Below are 25,277 nucleotides of genomic sequence, written 5' to 3'. Positions count from 1 at the left end.
CTGGGTACTGCCGACTATCAGTCGAAAGGCAGGCTCATGTCACGAGAGCGGGAAGTTGTCGAGGCTTGTCCGACCGAGTTGTTCATCGGCGGCAAGTGGGTCGCGACCGAGCGGACGTTCCCGGTAGAGGACCCGGCCACCGGTACGACGCTCTGCGACGTGGCCGATGCGAGTCCGGCCGACGGCAAGGCGGCCCTGGACGCGGCGGTCGCGGCGCAGGCGGACTGGGCCGCGACGCCGCCGCGGGAGCGGGGCGAGATCCTGCGCCGGGCGTACGAGCTGATGACCGAGCGGGCCGACGACCTCGCGTTGCTGATGACGCTGGAGATGGGCAAGCCGGTCGCCGAGTCCAAGGGCGAGATCGCGTACGCGGCCGACTTCTTCCGCTGGTTCGCCGAGGAGGCGGTGCGGATCGACGGCGGCTACCAGATCGCGCCGAACGGGACGAGCCGGTTCCTGGTGATGCGGCAGCCGGTCGGGCCGTGCCTGCTGATCACGCCGTGGAACTTCCCGACCGCGATGGGGGCCCGCAAGATCGGTCCGGCGGTCGCGGCCGGTTGCACGATGGTGATCAAGCCCGCCGCGCAGACGCCGCTGTCGATGCTCAAGCTGGCCGAGCTGCTGACCGAGGCGGGTCTGCCGGCCGGTGTGCTCAATGTGGTCACCACGCAGGACTCCGGCGGGGTGATGGAGCCGCTGATCCGCGACGGCCGCGCCCGCAAGCTGTCCTTCACCGGCTCCACCGCGGTCGGCCGCAAGCTGCTCGAACAGGCTTCGGACCAGGTGCTGCGGACGAGCATGGAGCTCGGCGGGAACGCGCCGCTGCTGGTGTTCGCCGACGCCGACCTGGACAAGGCGGTCGACGGCACGATGCTGGCCAAGATGCGCAACGGCGGCGAGGCGTGTACGGCGGCCAACCGGATCTACGTGCAGTCGTCGGTGATGGACGCGTTCGCCGCGAAGCTGACTTCACGGATGGCCGCGCTCAAGGTCGGCCGGGGTACGGAGGACGGCGTCGACGTCGGTCCGCTGATCGACGGCACCCAGCGGGACAAGGTGGCCGATCTGGTCGCCGACGCGATCGCGCAGGGCGCCCGGCCGCTGACCGGCGGATCGGTTGCTGAAGGCAACGGATACTTCTACCGGCCGACGGTGCTGGCCGACGTACCGGAGAGCGCCCGGCTGCAGAAGGAGGAGATCTTCGGTCCGGTCGCCCCGCTGACCCCGTTCGAGACCGAGGACGACGCCGTACGGATGGCGAACGACACCGAGTTCGGCCTGGTCTCGTACGTCTTCACCAAGGACCTCGGCCGAGCCCTCCGCATCTCCGAACGCCTCGAAGCCGGCATGATCGGCCTCAACCAGGGCATCGTCTCCAACCCCGCCGCCCCCTTCGGCGGCGTCAAACACTCCGGCCTCGGCCGCGAAGGCGGCACCGTAGGCATCGACGAGTACCTCGAGGTCAAGTACGTCGCAGTCAACGTCGACTGAAAGAAAAAGACAAAAGCAAAAGACAAAAGCAAAAGACAAAGACAAAAGCAAAAGACAAAGACAAAAGACAAAGACAAAAGACAAAGTGGTTGGGTGCGTGGCTGGCTCGGTGTGCCAGTCGCGGTCGGCACGCGTCCTCAAGTGCTTTTGTCCAGCGGCGCAGGGTGTTCGCGGGATCGGCTGCCTGCTGGCCTGAATCTGAGGGCTCAGCGGCAGTGCCGGACGCGAGGGACCATTGCCTGACCGTCGTTGGTGTCGGGGTTTCAGCCTCTGCCGGATCATCGGGGATGCCTGCTCCGACAGTGCGCGGCGGGGGGTCTGCTCCAAACCGCGGAGCACACAGACGCAGGCCTGCGGTCGGCGTTGCGGCGGCGGTCGACGGTTGTTGGGTTGGCCGGGGATGGTTAGTGGGCGACGAGCTGGGTGACTGTGACTAGGCGGTAGCCGCGGGTGCGGAGTTGGCGGACTATCGGGGCTATGGCTTGGGCGGTGTAGGGGGCGTTGTCGCCGCCGTGCATGTGGAGGATGATGATCGAGCCGTTCTGGACGTGGTCCAGGACCTGTTTGATGATCGGTTGTGGGGACTTGGTGAAGCCGTCGCCGCCTGGGACGTCTCCGCCGACTGCGGTGACGCCGGCGGGGGCTAGTTCATGCAGGGCGGTCGCGTCGTAGCAGTCGCCGGGGAAGCGGAACCATCTGGTCGCGTGGGGATCCACACGGTCCAGCTCGACGATGGCCCGGCGTACGTCGGACAGCATCTGTCCGGGTGGCACCGTCCCGAGGCCGTAGCAGCTCTTCGTGAAACCGCGGTGATCGTACGTGTGCGTGCCGAGCTCGAACAGCGGGTCCGCCGCCAGCTCCTTGGTCACCTGCGGGTACTGCTCCATCCACATCCCGGTCAGGAACAACGTGGCCGGAGCGTGCAGTGCGCGAAGCTCGTCGATCAGCGCCTTGTTGTAGTACGACTTGACCTTCCCGGACACCAGCCGCCGCCGCATCAACGCCGTGAGGTCCGCGTCGAACGTCAGCGCGACCTCCTTCTTGTCCCGCGGCCCGTGGTCGAGCACGGGCATCACGTTGACGTTGGTCGACGTACCAGGCCGCACCTGCACCGGTGCGAACGTCGGCCGCACCGGCTCGGCGGTACGGACGGGCTCGACCGGTGCACGCGTCTGCGGCGTGACACCAGCGGTCTGCTTGGTGTCACTGCACGCGACAAGCGTCAGTAGCAGCGCACCGACTGCTACACGTTTCCCCCAAGTCACCCCGTCACTCTACGACTCACGTCAGCAGATCGTTCACCGACCGCAGCACTGGTACGCCGACCACGTCCGGAGCGCCGGCTCCGCTGACGTGGAAGGTGTGGCTCTCGCCTGCGGATAGGGTGACGAGACACGAGTCGACACGAGCCGCCGGGTCCAGCCGGTCCGGGAAGAGCGCCAGATCCTTCGCCAGCGCGCTCGCCGTCACCGTCACGTCGTACCCGTCGTCGGTGGCCGAGACCGTGGCCGTGTAAGCGTCGCGCTCCAGCTGCAGAGCGGTGTCCTCGACGAAATACCAGTACGCCGTCTCGCCGTCGCCCGCCCGGACCTCGAGGTACTCCTCCGACGGCTTGCCGGCGACGGCAACCGACTCCGGAAGATCGCTCACGACGGCCGAGCGAGGCGCGATCTCGACCGCAAATGTCTCCTGGGCCAGAACCTCCGCACCAGTCGTCGCTCGCCGACGAACCGTCACCTCAGTCGTCCACGGTGTATCCGTGTCGTTGTGCGCGGCAACCACCAGACCGTCCTCGCGCGGCTGCACGGTCAGCAGACGATCGGCGTACACGCGCTTCAACGCGAACCACAACGGCTTGCGGATCCCGTGCCCGTCAACGGCTGCCCAGGAAACCACCGGCCAGTTGTCGTTCAGCTGCCAGACGACCGCCCCGGTGTTCAACGGGAACAGCGACCGGAAGTGCTCGATGCCGTAGGCAACCGCCCGCGCCTGGTTCAGCTGCGTCGTCCAGTGCCAGTCGTCGATGTTCTTCCACAGCGGCAGGTGCTCGCCGAGGCCACGCTCCAGCTTCAGGTTCCCCTCGAAGGCCTTCTGGTGAACGAGCATCTGCGAGCCGTACGGGTCGAGCGGTACGTCGTGCACGACCGACGTCAGCGTCGACCACGCCGGCGGCCCCTGGAAACCGAACTCGGAAACGAACCGCGGCTTGTACTTGCGGTACGTCGTGTAGTCCACCTGGTTCCACACGTCCCAGATGTGCATCGTCCCGTGCCGGTCGTCGTTCGGGTGGATGAACTGGTCGAACGAGTACGGGCTACCTGGCGAGTACGGCGTCCGCGGGTCGAGCTCCGCCACGATGCGGGGCAGCAGGTCGAGGTAGTACCCCGCACCCCACGGCCGGCCCGCCAACGGGACCCGCCAGCCCCACTCGACGTACCCCCAGATGTTCTCGTTGTTGCCGTTCCACACCGCGAGGCTGGCGTGCCTGCTGAGCCGGGTGACGGCCTCGCGCGCCTCGGCCTCGACCTCGCTCCGCAGCGGCTCGTCCTCGGAGTACGCCGCGCAGGCGAACAGGAAGTCCTGCCAGACCAGGATGCCGAGCTCGTCGCAGACGTCGTAGAACTCCTCGCTCTCGTAGATCCCTCCGCCCCACACCCGCAGCAGGTTCATCCCGGCGTCGACCGCGTCCTCGATCGAGGTGCGGTACGTCGTGGCGTTCAACCGGGTGACGAAAGCGTTGTCCGGAATCCAGTTCGCCCCGCGCACGTAGACGGGCTTTCCGTTCACCGACAGCACGAACGGCGTCCCATCGTTGTCCGGGGCAACGTTCACGGTGATGTTCCGGAATCCGACCCGCGCGTGCCAGTCGTCCTGGTTCACCGTCACGGTCACGTCATACAGCGGCTGCTCGCCGTACCCGCGCGGCCACCACACGTCCACCGCGGGAACCGTGTTCACGAGCTCGACCGTCTCGGTACCGGGCTTGACCGTCACCGACTGCTGCGTGCCGCCGACCTCGACCGTGACGGTCGCGTCAGTCGCACCGTCCGCCCAGTCCAGCTCGACGAAAGTCTTGAGCACGCCGTCCGTACCTTCGACCTGAGCGAGTGGACGGACCGAGGCGATCCGGACGCCGGACCAGGACTCGATCCGAAGCGGCCGCCAGATACCGGCGGTCGCCACATCCGGTCCCCAGTCCCAGCCGAAGTTCGAGGCCATCTTGCGCAGCTCGTTGTACGGGTGCAGGTTGGTGTGCGGCCAGCTGCCGCGCTTCTCTCGCTCCGCCTCGGCCGCGGTCACCGGACCCTCGAACTCGATCATCAGCTCGTTGTCCCCGGCCACCAGCACGCCGGTGACGTCGAACCGGTACGACCGATGCTGGTTCGCCGTCCGGCCCAGCTGCTGGCCGTTCAGCGTCACGGTCGCGACCGTGTCCAGGCCCTCGGCCACCAGCTCCTGCCGCTCGTTGCCATCGGCAACCCACCGGAAGCTACTCGTGTAGCTCCACCGGGTACGGCCGATCCAGTGCAGCTTGGACTCGTTGTCGCCGTCGAACGGGTCCGGGATCTCCCCGGCCGCGAGCAGGTCGGTGTGCACCTCACCGGGCACGGTCGCGACGACCGGGCGGCCGATCAGGCCGACGGGGGCCGGACCCTCGACGGCTCGCACGGTCCAGGCCACACCGCCGCCGGTGGTCAGGTCGAGGGTCTTGAGTGATGTCACAGTGAGGCTCCAGGGGATGAACCGGTTTAGTGAAACTGCACTGCTTCCCCCTGCCGGGAAAGGGGAAGCAGCTCAGTCGAGGACGTACTGGCGCCACAGATCGGCGAGCGCGCGGTGCCCGGTCGCCGACGGGTGCACGCCGTCACCGGCCAAGGCGGCCGGCCCGACGGATGCGGCCAGCTTGGTCAGTTCGACGTCGGTAGGGACAAGGATCGCGCCGTACTCGACGGCGAGCTTGCGGACCACCGCGAGCTTCGGCTCGAGGTCCTCGCGCCACTCCGGCTGCCCGTCCTTCACCGGCAGCAGGAACGGCTCCATCAGCACCACCGGGCAGCTCAGTGCGTCGAGCAACGACCGGTACGACGACTCGAAGGACTCCGGCGTCGTCGGGTCGTTCTCGTCGTACCGCCGCCAGGTGTCGTTGATGCCGATCAGGATCGACACCAGCGCCGGGTCGTGGGCCACGACGTCGGTGGCCCACCGGGCGGCCAGATCGACCGCCCGGTTGCCACTGATGCCGGCGTTCACGATCGTCGGCCGATTTTCGCCGAGATCGTCGTACAGATTGCGGACGTAGCCGTCGCCGAGTCCGGCAGGGTCGGTACGGCGCCCGCAGTCGGTGACCGAGTCCCCGGCGAACACCACGGTCCGCCGGGGATCCAGAACGATACTCACAGGGTGGCCGCCGTGACGTCCCAGTCGTCCGGCAGGATCGGCGCGACCTCGACGGTGCTCTGGACGTCGACGAACGCACCGGTGTCGATCGAGTCGGTGATGGAGGCCATCACGTCGACGATGTGGAACGCCAGCGCGCCGGTCGCCCGGTGCGGCCGGTCGGCCCGGATGGCGCGCGCCATCTCGAGAACGCCGGTACCGCGCTGTGCGACCGCCTTGGTCTCCGCGATCGTCTCCCAGTCCTCCGCGCCGCGGCGGCGGATCTTGATCGCACCGTCGAACCCGTTCGGGTCCGGTACGGCGAGCGTCGCGTCCGAGCCGGTGATCTCCACGAACCCGGCGCGCGGCAACGGGGAGTCGAAGCTGAAGATGCTCTGCGACGACTGCCCGGACTCGAAGCGAGCGATCGCGCTGACATGCGTCGGCACGGTCACGTCGAACTCGGTCCCCGCCAGCGGACCGGATCCGATGGTGCGCTTCTCGCGGGACTTCGACCCGATACCGGCCACCGCGGCGACCGGACCGAACAGCTGCACCAGCGTGGTCAGGTAGTACGGGCCGATGTCCCACAGCGGTCCCGCGCCCTCCTGGAACAGGAACGCCGGGTTCGGGTGCCAGGACTCCGGGCCGGGGGACTGCATCAGCGTGAGCGCGGTCAGCGGCGTACCGATGTCACCGCGCTCGATGATCCGGCGGGACTCCTGTAGGCCCGGACCGAGGATGGTGTCCGGCGCACAACCGAGCCGGACGCCCGCGTCCTGGGCCGTGGCGAGCAGCTTCAGGCCACTCTCCTGGTCCAGCGAGAACGGCTTCTCGCTCCACACGTGCTTGCCGGCGGCAACGGCCGCGAGGGCGACCTCGACGTGTGCGACCGGGATGGTCAGGTTGACCACGATCTCGACATCGGCGTTGCTCAGCACCACCTCGGGACCCCCGTGGGTCTCGATGCCGTACTCCTTGGCCTTCGCCTCGGCCGCCTCCGGACGGAGGTCGCCGATCGCGACGACCTTCAGGTCCGGGAAGCTCTGCATGCTCTTGATGTAGGCGTCGGAGATGACCCCGGCGCCGATCACACCTACGCCAACGGCTGTCATTCAGGCGCACCCTCTCCGGTCAGGAACTTGTACGAGCCCTCGACCGCGTCGAAGATCTCGCCGGAGAAGTCGTCCAGCTCGACCACGCGGAGCGCCTGCGGTGCGGCGGCCAGGATGTCCCGGACCGCGATGCTGCCGTCGCCGACCGCGACCTGGGCCTTGTTGTCCAGCGTCCCGTCGCCGTCCTTGACGTGGATCGCGGTCACCCGCTCGCCGAACTTCCTCAGCAGCGCCGGTACGTCGGCACCACCGACCGCGGCCCAGTACGTGTCGACCTCGAGGATCACCTGGTCGGACAGGTTGTCGACCAGGATCTCCAGCGCGTGCACGCCGTCGATCTTCGACTCGAGCTCGAAGTGGTGGTTGTGGTACCCGACCGTGATGCCTTGGTCGGCGGCTTCCACGGCGGCCTTGTTCAGACCCTCGGCGATCACCTTGATCTCGTCCGCCGACTGCCAGCGGGCCGGGTCGGTGTGCGGGTCGATCACCGTGGTGATGCCGAGCCGCTTGGCGGCGGCGTAGATCGGGGCGCTGTCCTCGCGGAGCAGGCCGGCGTGGGTGGTCGGGGCCGACAGTCCGTGCTTGGGCAGCGCGTCGGCCAGGCGGTCCGCGAACGCGGTCACACCGAAGGGCTCGACCTTGGTGTAGCCGAGCTCCGCGATCCGGGCCAGGGTGCCGTCGAAGTCTTCTTCCAGCTTGCCCCGGACCGTGTACAGCTGGAGGGACAGGTGGTCCTTTGCGACCATGGTTTCTCCTTGTCGGCGGCGCGTCACCCGCTGCCCTGGGGTTTGCGCCGTCATTGAGCCGAACCGGTTAAGTAATGAAGGAAACCGTATCCCACCGCGGCCCGTCGACACCACCCTCCGCCCAACGACTGGGCGGTCACCTGAGAATTCGCGTTTGATCAAATACTCACCTTCTGTGCTCGATTGATGACACAGTGTTGAAGTCGCGGGACACTGGTGGTCCGGACCGATGGTGTCCGGACGCCCGGTGAGGAGGGTGTCGTGTCTCGTGTGACCATCAAGGAGATCGCCCGTCGGAGTGGGGTCTCGCCGGGCGCGGTCTCGTACGCGCTGAACAACCGCCCGGGGGTCTCGGCCGCCACTCGGGCGCGGGTGCTGCGGGTCGCCGCGGAGCTCGAGTGGGTGCCGAACACGGCGGCCCGCCAGCTGTCCGCCGCGCGGAGCGAGACCTTCGGGCTGGTGCTCGCCCGGTCCCCACAGACGCTGATCGAGGAGCCGTACTTCATGGGCTTCGTCGGCGGTGTCGAGTCGGTACTCGCGGAACGCTCGTACGCGCTGTCCCTGCAGGTGGTGGCCGACCTCGGCGCGGAGCTCGCGACGTACCGGAAATGGGCCGCCGAGCGCCGCGTCGACGGGGTGATCGTGGTCGACCTGCGGGTCGGCGATCCGCGCATCCCGGTACTGCGCAAGCTCGGTCTGCCCGCGGTACTGGTCGGGGATCCGGCGCTCGCGGAGGGGATGCCGTGCGTCTGGACGGACAGCACGGCGGCGATGAACGCGGCGCTCGACCACGTCGCGTCGCTCGGGCACAAGGTGATCGCGCGGATCGCCGGGCCGCCGGAGTTCGGTGACGTGTGGATCCGCGATCAGGCGTTCGACACCGCCGTACGCCGCCTCGCGCTGACCGCGACGACCCGGCACACCGACTACTCCGCCGCGCAGGGCGCCGCCGCGACTCGGGAGGTACTCGCGGACCGGCCGACCGCGATCGTCTACGACAACGACCTGATGGCCGTCGCCGGGCTGGCCGTCGTTCAGACGCTCGGTCTCCGCATCCCCGACGACCTCACGCTGGTCGCGTGGGACGACTCAGCACTGTGCCGGATCACGCATCCGACACTGACGGCGCTCAGTCACAACATTGTCGGGTACGGCGCCGAGGTCGGCCGTCGGCTGTTCGACCTGCTGGCGGGAGCGCAACCGCAGTCCCATCTGTACTCGACGCCGCTGCTGATCATCCGGGAGAGCTCGGCGCGGTGCACGCCGTGACTTTCACGGGTACGCCGTTCACCGCCGCCGTGCCGGCCGTGGGATCGATCAAGCCCGCGTCGGTGATGTCGTTGGCGCTCGGACCCTGGACCTGGTTGGCGACGGAGAGCCGGGAGCCGCTGCGGTTGTGACCGAAGCCGTGCGGCAGGCTGACCACGCCCGGCATGATGTCGTTGCTTGCGGCAACTTCCACCTCGACCGATCCGGCCGCGGAGGTGACCGTGACGAGCTGGCCGTCCGCGAGGTCGCGGGTGATCAGGTCGTCCGGGTGCATCAGCAGGTGGTGTCGCGGCCTGCCCTTCACCAGCCGTGCGGAGTTGTGCATCCAGGAGTTGTTGTTGCGCAGGTGCCGGCGTCCGATCAGCAGCAGCTCGTCGGCGTCGAGTGCGGTGAGTGCGTCGAGCCGGGGGAGATCGTCGAGGATCATCTTTTGCGCAAGGTCGATCCGCTTGGACTTCTTGTGCAGGGCTCCGGGTAGTGCGGGCTGCAGGGGACCGAGGTCGATCCCACCCGGTGATCGGCGCAGCTTTCCGACGGACAAGCGGTACGGGCCGATCCGCAGGCCGGCGTCGACGATCCATCGGGGCGACAACCGCAGCCGGGCGGTCACCTCGGCGCGCCGGCGGCTCCAGGGAGTACGCCGTACCAGCGCCAGACCGAGGTCGCGGAAGATCTCCCAGTCGTGCCGCGCGGACGCGGGCTTGGGGAGTGCGGCGTCGTTCCAGCGGGCCGTGTTCCGGACCGCGAGCTGGTGGAAGACGATGTCGTAGTGCTCCCGCTCCAGCGGCGGCGCCGGGGGCAGGATCACGTCGGCGTGCCGGGTGGTCTCGTTGATGTACGGATCGATCGACACCATGAAGTCCAGCGACTCGAGCGCCTTGTCGAGCCGGCGCCCGTCCGGGGTCGAGAGCACCGGGTTGCCGGCGATCGTCACCATCGCGCGGATCTGGCCGTCGCCGGGCGTCAGGATCTCCTCGGCCATCGTCGAGACCGGCAGCTCACCGCCGAACTCGGGAAGTCCGCGCACGCGGCTCTTCCACGCGCCGACGTGCCCGCGACCCAGGCCGAGCAGTGTGTTCACCGCGGGCCGCGGAAACATCGTGCCGCCCGGCCGGTCGAGGTTTCCGGTGATGATGTTGAGGACCTGGATCGCCCATTGGCAGATCGCGCCGAACTGCTGCGTCGACACCCCGACCCGGCCGTAACAGGCCGCCCGGTCCGCCGATCCGAACTCGCGCGCCACCCGTTCGATCACGTCCGCCGGAATGCCGGTGATCGCCGCCGCCCGCTCCGGCGTCCATTTCTCCACCGCAGCTTCGACCTCCGCGAGCCCGTCCACGTATTCAGCGGGATTGGCGAATCCCTGCGAGATCACCTCGTGGATCAATGCGAGTAAGAAGGCGGCGTCCGTACCGGGGCGGACGAAATGGTGTTCGTCGGAAACCGCCGCGGTTTCGGTCCGGCGCGGATCGACGACGACCACCTTTCCACCGCGTTTCCGCAATTCCTTCAGGCGTTTCCCGAACCCCGGCGCGGTCATCATGCTGCCGTTCGACGCGAGCGGATTCGCGCCGAGCACCAACAGGTACGACGTCCGGTCGATGTCCGGTACCGCGACCATCAGCTGGTGCCCGTAGAGCAGGTACGACGCGAGCATCTGCGGCAGCTGGTCGATCGACGTCGCGCTGAACCTGTTCCGGGTCCGCAGTTGCCGGACCATCGTCGGCATGTGCGTGAGCGCGCCGAGGCTGTGCACGTTCGGGTTGCCGAGGTACACCCCGACCGCGTTCTGTCCGTGCTCCTGCTGGATCGCCGTCAGCTTGCCGACCACGAGCTCGTACGCCGCGGCCCAGCCGATCGGCTCCCAGCCGCCGGGCGTCCGGCGTACCGGCGTTGTCAACCGGTCCGGGTCCTCCTGCAGGTCGCGGAGCGCGACCGCCTTCGGGCAGATGTGACCGCGGGACAGCGGATCCGACTCGTCGCCACGGATGTCCGTGACCCGGCCGTCCTCGACGGTGACGAGCACACCGCAGATCGCTTCACACAGGTTGCAGGACGTCCGCCGTACGGTCATCCCCTCAAACTACCCTCGGGTAGCCTGCGCCGCTACGAGTCGTAGCGTGCCTCGTCCAGGCGGCCGAGGATCGCGTCCACGGTCTCGCCGACCGACAGATCCGAGTTGTCCAGCCACAACCCGCGCCGCGGGCTGAACGCGTGCAGCTCGTAGTCGAGTTCGTCGACCAGATGACGCGCGCCGCCGAGCCGGTCCGAGATCACCTCCGGCCGCGGTGTCAGCACGACCAGGTAGCGCGGCCGGGTGCGGATCCCGTCCAGGAACTCGCGCAGCAGCTCGCCGATCACCACGTCCTGCAGGACCACGGTGAAACCTGCCTTCGCGTACTCGTCGGCGGACAGACAGGCGAGCCGGTAGCGCAGCTGCAACTGGCGCTGTGCCGCGAGTGCGTCGTCGGCCATCGAGGCCTGGCCGCTCACGATCATCCGCCGGAAAACGTCCCCCCGCAGATGCACGCCGTACTCGAATCTCTCGGCGAGCAGCTGGGACACCGACGACTTCCCCGCCGCCATGATTCCACTGACGACGATCACCCCCTCGGACTCCATGCGGTGATCGTGCCACGTGCCACTACGGTTTTGGGCGGGTCACGGCGATTCTTGGCGAAAACCCATCTTTGTAAGGCCTTTCAAGCATCCCGCCCCTCGCTTCGCTGGGCGCGGGGGAGGGTCATCGAAGCAGTGACTCCACGTGGTGGCGCATCAACTGGCGGGCTCGCGTGGGTGTGGTTCGGTGCGGCTGGATGGCTGCGTGCAGAGCGACCCCGTCGAGCAGTGCGTGCAGACGTTCGACCTCGCGACGTACGTCGAGACCGTCTTTCAAGAGGCCTGCCTCGGATAGCGCGCGGACGAGCGACTCGCACAATCCGCGAAGTTCCTCATGGACCGTGTCCACGTGCGCGTGCAAGGTGCCGGCCCCGGACTCGGCCTGGGCCTGCGCCATGAACGCCAGCCAGATGTCGAACTCCGCGCGCCGCTCGGCATCGAGCGGAAGCACTTCGTCGAGGTATCGCAACACGATCGCCGGCACAGTGCCTTTTGCCTCGATCGCGTTGACCCGCTCGGTCACCCGGCGCGACACCAGATCCATCGCGAAACTGAGCAGCCCGTCCTGGTCGGGGAAGTAGTGGCGCACCGCGCCCGCGGACCAGCCCGCCTCGGCCGCGACCGTCCGCACCGACGCCGCCCGGATCCCGTCCCGGCGGACCACCCGCCAGAGCGCCTCGGCGATCTCCTCGCGACGGGTGACGTGGTCGACGATCTTCGGCATGCGGCCCTTTTTAGCACAGCTGTGTTACTCTCGTTTTACAACACAGTCGTACTGAAACGGGGAAGACCGTGCTGCTTGCTGTGATCGCCGCCTGCGAGATCGGCTTCTGGGTGCTGCTCGCCGCCGGCCTGGTGACGCGTTATCTGCTCCGTCGACCGAAGGCCGGCCTCGTGCTGCTCGCCGCCGTGCCGTTGGTCGACGTGGTGCTGCTGGTCGCGAGCGTCGTCGACATCCATCGCGGCACGGCGCCGTCGTTCAAGCATTCACTGGCCGCGATCTTCATCGGCGTCAGCGTCGGCTTCGGCCACCAGTCGCTGAAGTGGGCGGACAAGTGGGCCGCGCACTTCCTCGCCGGTGCGCCACGCCCGGCGAAGCCGCCGAAGAAGGGTCCGGAGCGCGCCCGACTCGAGCGCGCCGGCTGGTTCCGCCACCTGCTCGCCTACGTGGTCGGTGTCGGCATCATGATCGGCCTCGGCCTGCTCTCCGGACGCGGGTACGCCGCGGTGCTCGGACCGGCGTCGATCTGGACCATCGTGCTGGTCATCGACGCGATAGTCTCGTTCAGTTACTCCTTCGACCGCGCGCCGCGCCAGAAGCAGTCGGTGTAGAGAATCGCGCGGTCACTCGTCGTACATTTCCAGCATGACGACGGTTGGGCGGGTCTGGGCGGCGGTCACCGGGCTGATCGTGGTGGCCGGTATCGGCATCCAGTTGGTGGTCACCGCGAACGGGCACGACGGATTCTTCCCGGACAATCCGGAACGGGTCTTCAATGTGTTCGCCTACTTCACGATCCAGTCGAACCTGCTGCTCGGCGGTACGGCGCTGATGCTCGCGGCGCAACCCGATCGTCCGCAGAGCGCGCTGTTCCGCACCCTGCGGCTGAACGGCGTGCTGTGCATAGCGGTCACCGGCATCGTCGCTCACGCGGTGCTGGCCGGCCTGGTCGAGCTGCACGGCTGGGCCGCGGTCGCCGACTTCCTGCTGCACACCGCGGCGCCGATCGCAGGCGTCCTCGGGTGGCTGTTGTTCGGGCCGCGCGGTCTCGTCGACTGGCGGATCGTCGGGTGGTCGATCGTGTTCCCGGTGCTCTGGCTGATCTTCACGCTGGTCCGGGGCGCGTTCGTCGGGTTCTACCCGTATCCGTTCGTGAACGTCGACGAGCACGGGTACGGACGGGTGTTGCTGAACTGTCTGCTGGTGGCGGTACTGTTCCTGGCTCTGGCGGCGGGAGCGACCGCACTCGACCGCCGGTTGCGCCGGAAGACAACCGTCGAAAGGTAGACCCGTGCTGGTGACCTCGCGCTCGTACGCCGAGTACGAAGCGATGTTCGACCTGAAGGAACTCCCCGAATCCGTGCTCGACTGCTGCGCCGGTGGCGCCGGCTTCACCGCCGAGGCCGCCGCCCGGGGTGTGGACGCGATCGCCGCCGACCCGGCGTACGAGCTCGACCATCCCGAACTCGTCGACAGCGTCCGCAAGAGCCTGCCGGCCACCTCGGGGATCATCGACGAGCACCAGGGCAGCTTCGTCTGGAGCTGGTACGGATCACCGGAGCGGAAGGATCAGTACCGGATCGAGGCGGCCGATCAGTTCCTGCAGGACGTGGCGGCCGCGCCGGAGCGGTACGTGGCCGCCGGTCTGCCCGACCTGCCGTTCGGTGATCGACGGTTCGAGCTGGTGCTGTGCTCACATCTGCTGTTCACTTGGGCCGACAAGTACGACCAGGCCTGGCACGCGGCCGCGCTGCGCGAGCTCATCCGGGTCAGCAACCACGAGGTCCGGATCTTTCCGCTGGTGCTGCAGGGCGACGGCCAGAAGATCCCGTGGCTGCCGGAACTGCTCGACTCGCTCGAGGACGTGACGTGTGAGATCCGCAAGGTCCCCTACGAGTTCCAGGCCGGCGCCGACGAAATGCTCGTGATCACCCGCACCTGATCCGGGTGGTGCTTTCCACGGTGCCGGGCAGGCAGGGGGAGGACGGTCACCGACCGCCTGCCCGACACGCGAGGTCAGCGAAGGAAACGGCCGCAGACCGGCCACGGGGAGGCGCCGCGCTGCGCGTACAGCTTCTTCGCACGCATCAACTGCTCGCCCGCCGAGGCGTTGATCGGGTTGCCGGAGCCGCCGACACTGCGCCAGGTCTGCAGGTCGAACTGGAACAGCCCGTAGTAGCCGGCGCCGTTCACGGCCCGCGGGTTGCCGCTGGACTCGCAGTTCGCGACCTTCGCCCAGGCGCCGCTCAGGCTCGCCTTGCCGCCGGCCGACGGGCGGTCCTCGGAGCGGCTGCTCCGGGCCTTGCGCTCGGACTTCTCCGACTTCTTGGCGTCGGACTTTCGCGTTTCGGCGAGCTTCGCGACCCGCGGCGACTGGTCGCGGTCGGCGGTCGTCTTCACACCGTCCAGCGTCAGCGTCTGCCCGATCAGGATCAGGTTCGGGTCCTTGAGGTGGTTGATCCGGGCCAGTTCGTGCCAGTCGGCACCGTTGGCCTGGGCGATCTCGGAGAGGGTGTCACCGGACTTGACCGTGTAGTCGGTCGCGAACGCCGAGGCGGCGCCTGCTGCGGTGATGCCGGCTCCCAGACCGGCGATCGAGATGGTTCGGGCCACCCGGCGAGTACTTCGCCGGGCGCGCGCATGTCGAGCCTTGGACATCTGAAAAGCGCTCCTTGAAAGCTGGGCATGGTGGAGCACACCAGGCCCCCCGTACAGGGGTGGGGGCACTCGGGGCACATCTCGCTACAGGTAACGGGACAGCTTCCGAATGGTCACGCCCCGGTAACGGCGTGACCTGAGCCATCCTCGGTGAGGATGTCCGGAAACGCAACCCCCGATTCCGATCTGCCCCGAACTTTTTCCACGACCTGACCTTTCGAAAGCCCAACAACTGAACGGTTTCCGGCGTCCGGACGCCGATCCCGACCGGGCGGAACCGATCGGTTTATCGGCGCCGGAAGTAGCGTTCCGGGACCAGCTCCACGGTCAGATTCCGGATGGTCTCGCGCTCAGCATCCGGCCACGACTCCCACACCTGGGCGGCCCACCTGAGCAGGGTCGACTCAACCTCGTCGACCCCACCGGCGGTCAGGACGTCGTACGCCGTGAGCTCGCCGGCCCGGGCCGGCGGGACGAGCCGCGGCCAGTCGTCGTAGGAGTTCGCCATGATGCCGTGCGCCGTGCGTACGTCGACGTTCCCGGAGCCGCGTTCGAGGAACATGTACAGGCCGTTGAGCGCGAACACCGGGCCGATCCGCGGCGCGTTCGGATTGACGTGCTGAGCGCCGTACGCGTCGATCCGGAGCTGATGCAGGTACCCGAGCCGGGCCGCGTGCTCGATCTCGAAGCCGAGCAGTTCGCCGGCCACCTCCGCGCACTCGCGGCTGGCGTTGTACTTCGGGGTCTCCGGCCAGTCCGATACGGGCAGTTCGGCGCGGCAACCCGGACAGATTGTCGACGACCGCGTGTCATCCGGCGTGTTCACTCGTTGATCGAAACACGGGTACCGCCACCCGGCACTTGGTTTTCATCACTGGGGGCGGATGAGGCAACGAGTGTGATGGGGGCGGGAAGCCTTGATCCGAGTGGTTCTCGGCCATCGTGGCACGTTGGTGCGTGGCGCGCTGGCCGCGGTGCTGGCACGGGAGAACGACCTGGACGTGGTGGCGGACGTGGACCGCTCCGAGGACGTCCTGCAGGTCGCCGGGCGACGGCCGGACGTGTTCCTGCTCGACCCACAGCTGCCCGGCCGGATCCGGATCGAGGAGCTCTGCCGCAAGCTCACCGGGCGCGGTGTGCTGGTGCTGATCGACCATGAGGCGATCCCGGCCACGAGCCTCGCGCTGGTGAAGCAGGCACCCCGGATCGGGCTGATCGCGACCGACGCGACCACCGACCAGCTGGTGCAGGCGGTCCGCGACGTCGCCAAGGGGCTGCCCGTGGTCGACGTACGACTGGCCGTGGCCGCGCTGAAGGCGGGAGACAACCCGCTGACGGACCGTGAGTGCGAGGTGCTCCGCCAGGTCACCACCGGCGCGACCGCGCAGGAGGTCGCGCGCACCTTGAGTCTGAGCGCGGGGACGGTTCGCAACTATCTCTCGCGCATCTTGGCGAAGACCGGTTCGCGGAGCCGCATCGAGGCGATCCGCAAGGCTCAGGACGCGGGCTGGATTTAGCTCCAGCTGCCGTGCAGGTCGCGGTACATGCGGGACGTGCGCATCAGCCCCGCGTGGGTGCCGAGGGCTGCCTTGTTGCCGTCGAGGACCAGGATGCGCTTTGCGCGCAGGGCCGAACTGATCCGGTGCGCGATCACGATCAGCGTGCCAGGACGTTTCGCGAACGCTTCCTCGGCCTGGCGTTCGGCCTCGGGGTCGAGGAAGCAGGTCGCCTCGTCGAGCACCACGAGCGGCGCGGGAGACAGGTACGCGCGGACCAGCGCGAGCAGCTGCTTCTCGCCGGCGGAAAGTTCGGCCGGCTTGACGTCGGCGTGCAGACCACCGAGGCGTTCGACGAGCTGGTCCGCGCCGACCGTCTTCGTGGCCAGCTCGAGCTGATGATCCGTTGCATCGGGCAACAAATAAGCGAGGTTGTCGCGGACCGTGCCGGTGAAGACGTATGCCTCCTGCGGAATCAGGACCCGGGTCTGCGCGAGCCGCTCGGTGGTCACCTCGGCCGGCGCGGCGCCGCCGAGCAGGAGCCGGCCTTGGGTCGGCGTCAGCATCCCGCACACCAGTCCGGCCAGCGTCGACTTGCCGATGCCGCTCGGCCCGACGACGGCCACGTGCTCACCTTCGGCGATGGTCAGCTCGAGATTGTCCAGCACGGGCTCGGCTTTCGGTCCGTACGCGAACGTCAGTCCGCGCAGCCGGACCTGGTAGCCGCTCAGCTCGTCCACCGGACGCGGTTTCTCTTTAGGTGTTGACGTATCGAGGATCCGGCCGAGCGTGATGACGTACCGCAGACCGCTGTCGCCAAGCGCGTTCATGACCGTGTTCAACGCGGGCTGCAATCCGATCAGTACGTAGGTCAGCCCGCCGAGCACCGTGCCGGTACTGACGCCGCGCCCGACCAGCCACGGCCCGGTCGCCAACAGGATCAGCAACGGCAACCAGCCGCCCACCGCGAAGCACAACGTCCGCAGCGCCGACACCTTCGCCAACGCGCGCTCCGCCGCCGCGTGCGCCTGAATCGGCTGGCCCACGAGCCATTCCGCGTACTCCTCGGCGCCGGTCGCGGTGATGTCGCGGACCCCACCGAACACCATGCCCGCCGTGGATGCGAGCTCCTCGTCCGCCGTCAACGACGCCCGGACCCGGTCGGCCGCCATCCCGAGCACCGCCAGCGACAACCCGAACCCCAGCAGGAACGGCGGTACGACGAACGCCGCGATCATCGGCGCGAGCGACAACAAACCCGTGAGTACGCCGAACAACGTGACCGCGAAGCTCCGCAGCACCAGGACGAGCCCGGCGAACGTGTCGCGGACGATCTCGACCTGCCGGTTCAACCGGGCGACCGCGCCGTCGTCCCCGGTGCCGTCTGTGCCGTTGTTCGAGGTACGGAGCGCGCCGCCCACCACCCGCCGGACCAGGTCGTCACGCAACGGCTCGACCAGGTCGCCGAGCCGCCCGTACACCTGCCGCGCGCCGGCCGCCCCGAGCCCCGCGGTCGCGACCAACCCACCCAGCCACGCGATCCCCTGCCACGCATGCCCACCGAGAAAACTGTCCGTCGCCCGAGCCACCGCGATCCCGTACACCGCCGTCGGCAAGATCTCCGGAACCGACCACCCAATCAACCCGAGCGTCGCCTTGCTCCGAAGCGCCGCCGCGCCGTACAAGAGCTCGCGCTTCATCCGAACACGGCTCGGTAGGAGGTGTTGTGCCAGAGGTCGGCGTGGGGGGCGATGGCGCGGACCTGGCCCCGGTCGAGCCAGATGACCAGGTCGGCGCGAGCCGCGGTGGCGGGGCGGTGCGTGACGATCAGGCGGGTCCGGTGCCGGCGGTCCTCGGTGAGAGTGCGGCTGATCTGGCGTTCGGTCGCGGTGTCGAGGCTCGACGTGGCATCGTCCAGGACGAGCAGACGACGGGCGGACCAGGCGCGCGCGAGGCCGAGGCGTTGCCGTTCGCCGCCGGACATCGGTGCCTTGCGCAACGAGGTGAAGTACCCGTCGGGGAGCCGGCTGACGAAGTCGTGGGCGTGTGTCGCGCGGGCCGCGGCGAGCGTCCGGACCGGGCTGACCGCATGCGGGTCGATGGCCTCGCCGACGGTCCGGCCGACCAGCTGCGGGCGCTCGAACGCGCACCCGACCGCGTGCCGCAGTGCCCGTCGGCTGACCGCCTGCAGCGGTACGCCGTCCAGCGAGACCTGCCCGGCCGACGGATCACGCAACCGCGCCGCAACTGCCGCGAGCACCGACTTGCCGGCGCCGCTAGGGCCGACGACCGCGACAGTCACCCCGCCCGGCAGGTCGAGGTTCACGTTGTCCAGCAGGACCTTCTCGCCGGCGAAGACACTCACGCCGTCGAACGTCAGCTGGCCGGTCCCAGGCGGCAGCGTCAGCGAGCCGTGCGGGACGGACTCGATCGCGGCCACCTCGGCGGACCGCCGTACACCGGCCTTCGCGCGGGCGAGCTCGCCGAGGACGCCGGTCAGGTTGCCGAGCCCGGCCCCGAGGACGGCGTACTGCGAGGCGGCGAACAGCTCGCCCGCGGTCACGTTGCCGGCCACGAGCTGCAGTCCGCCGACGGCCAGGACCGCTACGAGTACGAGCGGGCCGACGACCGCGGCCTGTGCGCCGGAGCGCGCGAGGATCCGCCAGGTGACGACGCCGTGCCGGTGCAGTTCGGGGAGGAGGCCGAGGATGCGGCGTTCCTCGCGTTCCGTCGTACCGGCGGAGTGGATGGTGCGGATGCCGGTCAGCGATTCGGACAGCAGCGCGGCGATCCGGCCCTGCGTTTCCTGGTAGGCGAGGCTCACGTCAGCGGTGCGTTTGGCGAAGGTCCAGAGGACCAGGATCACCAGCAGTACGCCGCCGAAGAAGGCGGCCGCGAGCCACGGGTCGATGACGGCCAGCAGGACGAGGCTGCCCAGTGGGGGAGCGATCGCGGCGATGGCCGTCACCGCGGCCGGGCCGGCCTGGGCGGCATCGGTCGCGTTCGCCGAGACGCGGGTGACGAGGTCGCCGGTCTCGAAGGCGCGGGTCCCGTCGGGGCCGCCGCGGACGACGTGCCGCACCAGGCGGTTCCGCAGCCAGGCGGTGGTCTCGGCGACGCACGCCGCGCCGGCGAACGCGTCGATGATGCTGGCCGCGATCCCCAGCCCGATCAGCGCGGCCGTGACGATCAGCCAGCGGGCATACCCGTCACCGGCCACGATCGAGTCCACCGACCGGCCGAGGACCGACGGCAGCGCGAGCGTGACCGCGCTGCCGATCAGCGCGTTCACCCCGATCAACGGCAGCCGGCCACGGCCCTGCTTCGCGACCTCGCGGAACGTGATCACGCGTCGAGGCCTGTCTGGTCGGCGAGGAAGGCGAGCATGTCGGCGGCCAGGTTGATGCCGCCGGTGGTGTGTCCGGCGTCCTGTTCGAACCGCAGCAGCACCGGACGTGGACCCGCGGTCGCGTGTTGTAGCGCTGCGCAGAACTTCCTTGCGTGCAAGGGATCCACGCGTGTGTCGTTCCCGAACGCGGTCAGCAGGACAGCCGGGTACTTCACGCCGTCGAAGACGCGGTGGTACGGCGAGTACGACAGGAGGTTCGCGAAGTCGTCCGGGTCATCGACGGACCCGTACTCCGCGGTCCAGCGCTCGCCGAGACCGGATCGCTCGTAGCGGACCATGTCCGTCAACGGCGCTGAACAGACCGCCGCGGCGAACAGCTCGGGGCGCTGGGTGAGAGCGGCGGCGGTGAGCAGACCGCCGTTGGACTCACCACAGATCGCGAGCTGGTCCGCGGTGGTCCAGCCGTCCGCGATCAGGTGTTCGGCGGCGGCGATGAAGTCATCGAAGACGTGCTGCTTGTTGTTGCCGGTGCCGGCGTGGTGATCCGCCCCGTCGCCGCGGACGGTCGCCGTCACGAATGCGCCGCCGGCTTCGACCCAGGCCAGCGCGAACGCGGAGTACGTCGGTGTCAACGCCTGCCCGAAGCCGCCGTACCCGTAGAGGATGGTGGGCCGCGGGCCGGGTCCGCCGATCACGCGCAACTCGAGCTCGGTGCCGTCCGCGGACCGATAGGTCAACCGGTGCGTCTCCGCCTTGAGGCTCTGTCGCACCGCGCCCCACGGCGCTGCGTCGCCTGCCTCGTAGCAGTAGACAGTCGGCGACGTGACGCTGTCGGTGTAGCTGAACCAGGCTCGGTTGCCGTCGGCGCTCAGGGATCCGATGGAGCCGACGCCGGGCAGTTGCACGTTGCGTTTGAAGGTCCCTGTGGTGCGGTCGTGTACGGCGATGGCGCTAGCGGTGGCGACGAGCACGTCGTCGTCCAGGATCGCCAGGCCGGTCAATGGCTCGTCCGGCTTGCTGTACTCGCGCCAGACCGTGGGCGTGGTCGGATCGCCGACGCTGATCCCGTCCGCGGTGACCACGTACAGCCGCCCGTCCGGACCCACCGACATGATCGTCGTGCCCGTGGTCGGAACAGGCGTGGGCGCTGCGTCGTCAGCCGCGAGCCACAGGTTGTCGGTAGTACAGATCGTCAGCCAGCGGCCGTCCGCGCTGATCTCCAGCCCGTACGACGCCTCGTCCGCGAGGATCGTCGTGTCCGCCTGGCCGAGCACGTGCCGCCTTACCTGGCGGAAGCGGACGTAGTAGAAGGCGCTGCTGTCGGGCAGCCAGGCGACCGGGGAGTACCGGCAGCCGTCGAGCGGCCCGTCGACGACCTGTCCGGTGGCGACGTCGAGGACCGACAGTGAGGCCTGCTCGGTGCCACCACGCGACAGCTGCACCGCGACCTTGGTGCCGTCGGGCGACGGCTGCCACGCGTCGAGCGTGGTCCGGCCATCCTTCAGGTCCAGCAGTGGCGTCTCGTCGACGAACAGGACCGGGTGGTGCCCGGGCTCGCGCCGTACCGTGAAGCAGCGGCCGCCGCGCCACACCGGCACGGACACACTGCCGACGTCGGACAGCCGCCGTACGGCGTTCTTCCAGCGGAACCGGGTGCTCAGCGAGCCCGCGTACGTCAGCCACAACTCGTCCTGATCCCGCAGCCACGGGGCGGCGGCTACCGGATCTTCGAGCCAGCGGTACGGGTCCGCAACGGAACAACCGTGCACCTGCTCCACGAGCGTCAGACGCTCGGCGCATGGATAAGCCTGCACGGAATCGATCACCTCACTTCTCTCTTCCACAGACACAACGAGCCCGAAGGCCCGGAGCTACCCGTAGACAGGTCAGCCCTGGGCGGGGTGTCCCACCCAGGGCCTCACTACCTGGCAATACAGGTGCCGTATCAGTGGCAGAGCAGCAGGCTCAGGTTGCTCGGGGTCTGCGACGCGCAGCCCAGCACGGTCAGCGTGGAGCCGCCGTGGTGGTGGCCGCCGTGGCCGTAACCCGGGGTCTCGAGACCCTGAAGGTCGAGAAGTGCCATGTGTTTACACCTCCTTCGGTGCAGGTTGTCGGGATGAGTACTCGGACCACTGGGGAGGTCCGAGGAACGGGAGGGCCACCGGCGCGTCATGCAGCGCCGCGCCCAGGGCCAGCAGTACGCCGGCCGATCCGGTCGCCAGGTCCATCGAGAGACGGAGCAGCTGGTTGCCCGGGAACGCGAGGCCGCCCTCGAACGGCATCGCGTGCCAGCCGAGACCGTGGATCAGGTCGTCGACCTGATCGTCCAGCGCCGCGGCCGTGAGGAGGAGCCCGGCGCGGCCCATGAAGAGTCCGGGCTGGACGTAGTAAGAACAGTGCGTGACCCGCTTGAGCTCGGCGAGCGTGGCGGTCAGCTCGTCGGACGGGCGATGGCGCAGGTACCGCTCGAGGACGAGCGCGATGCCGGCGGAGCCTTCCTCCAGGTACGGCAGCGTTCGCCAGCCCTGGTTGACCTGGCGCATCCCGTCGTCGGTGAGCACGGTCCGCTTCAGGTCCTGCCGGATCGCGATCTCCGCGAGGTCGAGCAGACCGGTGTCGCCGAGCTGCTCGAACGCGTTGAGGAACAGCAGCGCCGGCCCGGACGACCCGTACATCAGACCGGCTCGCGCGTACTGACCGCCGCTGATCTCCGCTATGTCGGCCTCGAGGCGATCGGCGACCAAGTCGAGCACCCGGACCGCCTGCGCGCGCAGCGCCGGCTCGGTGTCGAAGTGCAGCAGGTTGAGGCCGATGCCGGCGAGGCCGGAGTGCAGACCGAGCTCGCGGGTGGTCCAGTCGTCGGCGAGCGTCCGGTCGATCAGGTCAAGAGCGTCCTGGCGATGGCCGAGCTCGTCGAGTACATGCGCGACGCCGTGCAGACCGTCGTACAGCCCTGGGCCGGCCGGCGTCTGGAGTGCCTGCTTGCGAAGCCAGTCGTCGTACTCCGGGAAACGTCCTGCGCCCGTCTTCGCAAGCGCGTAGAGGACGCCGGCGGCGCCGGTCGCGAGGTCGATGCCGCCGCCGTCGCGGAACTGCGCGATGTCGCCGGGGAACAGCCGGTCGGTGCGTTCCGGTGTCGCGCTCGCGACGATCGCCTTCGTGAGGGCCGCGCGTACGTCGGTCCAGTCGGCCTTGCCGGGGAGAGCGATGTCTTCGAGGTCGTTGGTCGTGTTGTTGCCGACGATCGTGCGGACCGCCTCGTCGAGCGCGGCGCGCGGCACCGGGAAGGTGTCCGCGATCATGTCGGCGAGCTGGAACGCCTTGCCCGGATGGAGATTGAGCAGGATCGTTGCTTGCGGCGCGTAAACACCGAGCGCGATACAGGCGAGCGCGTACCGGTCGACATCGACGCCCTGCCGGTCCTGCGGGGCGGCGTACCCCGGGTGGGCCAGCGTCGAACGCGCCTGGTCCTCGGCCTTGGTCGCGACCTCGAAGTCGATCAGCGTGAGCTTGCCGTTCACGTCGAGGAGCAGATTGTCCGGGTGCAGGTCGCAGAACACCACGCCGCGCTCGTGCAGCTGGCCGACGGCCTCGCCGACCTTCGCGATCATCGCGGTCGCCCATTCGGCGTACTGGGCCTTCTGGGCTTCGGTCGCGTCGGGATGGGTCAGCGGGTAGCGGCGGACCAGTTCGCGCTGGAGCGACACCGAGTCGATGTGCTCCTGGACGAGGAAGTGGTGCTCGCCGAGCTGCAGGTAGTCGTGCGTCCGCGGTACGGCGTCGAGGCCGTCGAGCTGCGCCAGGATGTCGCGCTCATGGGCGATCCGGGCGACCGCGTCGCGGCCGGCCATGTCGAGACCGGCGTACGGACGGCCCTCCTTGAGCACGACGCGGGCGCCGGTCTCGTTGTGGTGGCCGAGGTACACGCCGCCGCCGTTGGAGAACTGGATGACGCCGTCGATCGTGTACGCGAGGTCGTTGGTGGTGACCGCGTTGCGGGCGTCGAGATGCGGCTGCAGGAAGTCCGGGAGCTGGATCCACGGCGGTACGACGAAGGTCGGGCCGCGGTGGTCCGGGACGAGGTTGCCGTGCGCATCCTCGATCGCGAGCACGCGTTCGCCGGTCGGGCTCAGGCAGTGGCGGCTGACGAAGGCGCCGTACCGGACGAAGAGTGGACCTTCGGCGTAGCGCAGATCGCTCAGGATGTAAGGGCCCTCGACACCGCGCAGTACCTCGTTGAGGTCCTTGAGGACGAGCTCGAGCTGCGCGTCGTCGCTCGGGTAGATCGTCACCAGCTTGCCGCTCGACCCGCGGGGAGCAGCCTTCGAGTTCGTCATCACCAGGACGGCCTCGTTGCGCAGGAACTTGAACGCGATGCCGCGCGGGACGCAGTAGTCCCACACCGCAGCCAGCGTGCGGTCGACGTCCTGCAGGCGGGCCGAGACGTGGATCTTCCACCCCTGGTGGGGCAGCCGCAGCCCGTCCGGCGCGTAGTGCATCCACTGCTCACCTGGCACGTGCTGCCAGCCGTCCGGGACGTCCCGGCGCGTGATCGCGAAATCCGGATGTCGCGCACCACGATTGGCCGGCGTCTCGTAGAACTGCCGATCCGCAAGGCAGTAGAACTCGTAACTCTCATGCATGACTGTCCGACCCCCTTTCGCGGTGCCCCGCCACATCTTGGGCGCCGCGTCAGGCATCGGCGTAGTGCACGATGTCATCACTCTGCTGTGAAGAACCCACACACTACGAGTGAGTAACTAAACACTCTTCGTTACATTCCCGCCACCCCTGAGCGTGAATCCCCCCGCAACAACATGTCAATCCATCCCGAACCCATCACAACCCGTAACTTCCCCAGCAGTACTTCGTACGGTGTCTGATGCGCCCGGCAGGTTTCGTCAGCCGACCCAGGTCACGTCGAAGATCCGGATCATTTCCTGCGGCTCGTCGACGTGGAACGACAGCAGGCCGAAGGACCCGAACACGCACTGCCGAAACGCAGGTTCATCCGGGTCGAGAGGCTGAGCTTCCCACGGTGCGCCGACCAGCTTGGTGACACGCTCCACCAGAGCGTCGAATGCTTCCGACGGTAATCCGCCGAGCTGAGCGAGCGCTGCCGCGTGGAACTCCACGCGATAGTTCACTGCCGATCTGACCAGCCCGGAATGACCTGCTCGGCGGGAAGGAACTTCTCGGCCGCGCCCTGACGGGCTGCTTGCATTCGCTCGTCGAAGCCCGGGCTCGAGTACGCGACGGCGCGGAGATGCCAGAGATGGAGGACGTCGCGCAGATGCTGGAAGCGCCAGACCTCGTGGGCGGCGTCCAGCGCCTGGTGGTAGTCGTGGAGGAACTGCTCGTGCCACCGCTGCGGCAGCACAGCGAGGATCTGCTCCGGATCCTCCGCCGACCGATCCACAGGCTGCGCCGTCATGT

23 protein-coding genes are annotated in these 25,277 nt (G+C 68.6%); 6 read left to right on the top strand and 17 right to left on the bottom strand.

Annotation, left to right across the window (positions count from 1 at the left end; translation table 11 throughout):
• The first annotated feature begins 36 nt into the window (after window positions 1–36).
• The gene (locus FB475_RS12515; RefSeq protein ID WP_141855561.1) at window positions 37–1,491 is read left to right on the top strand and encodes an NAD-dependent succinate-semialdehyde dehydrogenase; all 1,455 of its coding nucleotides are present in this window, start codon (window positions 37–39) and stop codon (window positions 1,489–1,491) included.
• Between the two features lie 404 nt (window positions 1,492–1,895).
• On the opposite strand, the gene FB475_RS12510 is transcribed toward FB475_RS12515, so the two are convergent.
• The 5 genes from FB475_RS12510 to FB475_RS12490 form a co-directional block, all read right to left on the bottom strand.
• Complete coding sequence (locus tag FB475_RS12510; RefSeq protein WP_238332116.1) at window positions 1,896–2,756, bottom strand: polysaccharide deacetylase family protein; 861 nt, start codon at window positions 2,754–2,756, stop codon at window positions 1,896–1,898.
• Between the two features lie 16 nt (window positions 2,757–2,772).
• A complete protein-coding gene (locus tag FB475_RS12505) occupies window positions 2,773–5,214 on the bottom strand; it encodes a glycoside hydrolase family 2 protein (RefSeq protein WP_141855558.1) in 2,442 nt (813 codons plus the stop codon).
• A 72-nt stretch (window positions 5,215–5,286) separates the two neighbouring features.
• On the bottom strand, window positions 5,287–5,889 hold the full coding sequence (locus FB475_RS12500; protein WP_238332115.1) for an SGNH/GDSL hydrolase family protein: 603 nt from the start codon (window positions 5,887–5,889) through the stop codon (window positions 5,287–5,289).
• Window positions 5,886–6,983 carry a Gfo/Idh/MocA family protein gene (locus tag FB475_RS12495; RefSeq protein ID WP_141855556.1) on the bottom strand — a complete coding sequence of 366 codons (1,098 nt, stop codon included), beginning with the start codon at window positions 6,981–6,983 and terminating at the stop codon, window positions 5,886–5,888. The genes FB475_RS12500 and FB475_RS12495 overlap by 4 nt, the downstream gene beginning before the upstream one ends.
• Window positions 6,980–7,729: a sugar phosphate isomerase/epimerase family protein gene (locus tag FB475_RS12490; protein ID WP_141855554.1), complete on the bottom strand. Its 750-nt coding sequence runs from the start codon at window positions 7,727–7,729 to the stop codon at window positions 6,980–6,982. The genes FB475_RS12495 and FB475_RS12490 overlap by 4 nt, the downstream gene beginning before the upstream one ends.
• Window positions 7,730–7,990: 261 nt before the next feature.
• Here FB475_RS12490 and FB475_RS12485 point away from each other — a divergent pair, with 261 nt between their 5' ends.
• On the top strand, window positions 7,991–8,998 hold the full coding sequence (locus FB475_RS12485) for a LacI family DNA-binding transcriptional regulator (RefSeq protein ID WP_141855552.1): 1,008 nt from the start codon (window positions 7,991–7,993) through the stop codon (window positions 8,996–8,998).
• Here the strand turns inward: FB475_RS12485 and FB475_RS12480 are convergent.
• The 3 genes from FB475_RS12480 to FB475_RS12470 form a co-directional block, all read right to left on the bottom strand.
• The gene (locus FB475_RS12480) at window positions 8,964–11,072 is read right to left on the bottom strand and encodes a molybdopterin-dependent oxidoreductase (RefSeq protein WP_141855550.1); all 2,109 of its coding nucleotides are present in this window, start codon (window positions 11,070–11,072) and stop codon (window positions 8,964–8,966) included. The genes FB475_RS12485 and FB475_RS12480 overlap by 35 nt on opposite strands.
• Window positions 11,073–11,104: 32 nt before the next feature.
• Window positions 11,105–11,620 (bottom strand): AAA family ATPase, encoded by a 516-nt coding sequence (locus FB475_RS12475; protein ID WP_141855548.1) that lies wholly within the window; start codon window positions 11,618–11,620, stop codon window positions 11,105–11,107.
• A gap of 121 nt (window positions 11,621–11,741) precedes the next feature.
• Window positions 11,742–12,341 (bottom strand): TetR/AcrR family transcriptional regulator, encoded by a 600-nt coding sequence (locus tag FB475_RS12470; protein WP_141855546.1) that lies wholly within the window; start codon window positions 12,339–12,341, stop codon window positions 11,742–11,744.
• Between the two features lie 68 nt (window positions 12,342–12,409).
• Here FB475_RS12470 and FB475_RS12465 point away from each other — a divergent pair, with 68 nt between their 5' ends.
• From FB475_RS12465 to FB475_RS12455, 3 genes are read left to right on the top strand one after another with little or no spacing between them, the layout of a single operon-like run.
• Window positions 12,410–12,949 carry a 2TM domain-containing protein gene (locus FB475_RS12465; protein WP_141855544.1) on the top strand — a complete coding sequence of 180 codons (540 nt, stop codon included), beginning with the start codon at window positions 12,410–12,412 and terminating at the stop codon, window positions 12,947–12,949.
• A gap of 34 nt (window positions 12,950–12,983) precedes the next feature.
• A complete protein-coding gene (locus tag FB475_RS12460) occupies window positions 12,984–13,625 on the top strand; it encodes a Pr6Pr family membrane protein (protein WP_141855542.1) in 642 nt (213 codons plus the stop codon).
• A gap of 4 nt (window positions 13,626–13,629) precedes the next feature.
• Window positions 13,630–14,280, top strand: a complete 651-nt coding sequence (locus FB475_RS12455; RefSeq protein WP_141855540.1) for a class I SAM-dependent methyltransferase — start codon at window positions 13,630–13,632, stop codon at window positions 14,278–14,280.
• 74 nt (window positions 14,281–14,354) lie between these two features.
• Here the strand turns inward: FB475_RS12455 and FB475_RS12450 are convergent, their stop codons facing one another.
• Window positions 14,355–14,996, bottom strand: coding sequence for a transglycosylase family protein (locus FB475_RS12450; protein ID WP_141855537.1), 642 nt, complete (start codon window positions 14,994–14,996; stop codon window positions 14,355–14,357).
• 286 nt (window positions 14,997–15,282) lie between these two features.
• Window positions 15,283–15,822 carry a DUF5946 family protein gene (locus FB475_RS12445; RefSeq protein ID WP_141855535.1) on the bottom strand — a complete coding sequence of 180 codons (540 nt, stop codon included), beginning with the start codon at window positions 15,820–15,822 and terminating at the stop codon, window positions 15,283–15,285.
• A 100-nt stretch (window positions 15,823–15,922) separates the two neighbouring features.
• Here FB475_RS12445 and FB475_RS12440 point away from each other — a divergent pair, with 100 nt between their 5' ends.
• The gene (locus FB475_RS12440) at window positions 15,923–16,513 is read left to right on the top strand and encodes a response regulator transcription factor (RefSeq protein ID WP_238332276.1); all 591 of its coding nucleotides are present in this window, start codon (window positions 15,923–15,925) and stop codon (window positions 16,511–16,513) included.
• Here FB475_RS12440 and FB475_RS12435 read toward each other — a convergent pair.
• The 7 genes from FB475_RS12435 to FB475_RS12405 form a co-directional block, all read right to left on the bottom strand.
• Window positions 16,510–18,192, bottom strand: a complete 1,683-nt coding sequence (locus tag FB475_RS12435) for an ABC transporter ATP-binding protein (protein ID WP_141855532.1) — start codon at window positions 18,190–18,192, stop codon at window positions 16,510–16,512. The two genes, FB475_RS12440 and FB475_RS12435, sit on opposite strands and share 4 nt — an antisense overlap.
• The gene (locus FB475_RS12430) at window positions 18,189–19,841 is read right to left on the bottom strand and encodes an ABC transporter ATP-binding protein (protein ID WP_141855530.1); all 1,653 of its coding nucleotides are present in this window, start codon (window positions 19,839–19,841) and stop codon (window positions 18,189–18,191) included. The genes FB475_RS12435 and FB475_RS12430 overlap by 4 nt, the downstream gene beginning before the upstream one ends.
• Window positions 19,838–21,667, bottom strand: a complete 1,830-nt coding sequence (locus FB475_RS12425; protein ID WP_202878313.1) for a prolyl oligopeptidase family serine peptidase — start codon at window positions 21,665–21,667, stop codon at window positions 19,838–19,840. The genes FB475_RS12430 and FB475_RS12425 overlap by 4 nt, the downstream gene beginning before the upstream one ends.
• A 119-nt stretch (window positions 21,668–21,786) precedes the next feature.
• Complete coding sequence (locus tag FB475_RS12420; protein ID WP_130387812.1) at window positions 21,787–21,924, bottom strand: SapB/AmfS family lanthipeptide; 138 nt, start codon at window positions 21,922–21,924, stop codon at window positions 21,787–21,789.
• A gap of 4 nt (window positions 21,925–21,928) precedes the next feature.
• Window positions 21,929–24,484 carry a class III lanthionine synthetase LanKC gene (lanKC, locus tag FB475_RS12415; protein ID WP_141855528.1) on the bottom strand — a complete coding sequence of 852 codons (2,556 nt, stop codon included), beginning with the start codon at window positions 24,482–24,484 and terminating at the stop codon, window positions 21,929–21,931.
• Between the two features lie 258 nt (window positions 24,485–24,742).
• The gene (locus tag FB475_RS12410) at window positions 24,743–24,988 is read right to left on the bottom strand and encodes a type II toxin-antitoxin system RelE family toxin (protein WP_141855526.1); all 246 of its coding nucleotides are present in this window, start codon (window positions 24,986–24,988) and stop codon (window positions 24,743–24,745) included.
• Window positions 24,985–25,275, bottom strand: a complete 291-nt coding sequence (locus tag FB475_RS12405) for a DUF6247 family protein (protein ID WP_141855524.1) — start codon at window positions 25,273–25,275, stop codon at window positions 24,985–24,987. Before FB475_RS12405 ends, FB475_RS12410 begins: the two co-directional genes overlap by 4 nt.
• Window positions 25,276–25,277: the final 2 nt, after the last annotated feature.

Origin of the sequence: Kribbella jejuensis, assembly GCF_006715085.1 — a bacterium.
Classification (GTDB): domain Bacteria; phylum Actinomycetota; class Actinomycetes; order Propionibacteriales; family Kribbellaceae; genus Kribbella; species Kribbella jejuensis.
Note: the sequence above shows the minus strand (reverse complement) of the source record. Positions and strands in the feature narration are given on the sequence as shown.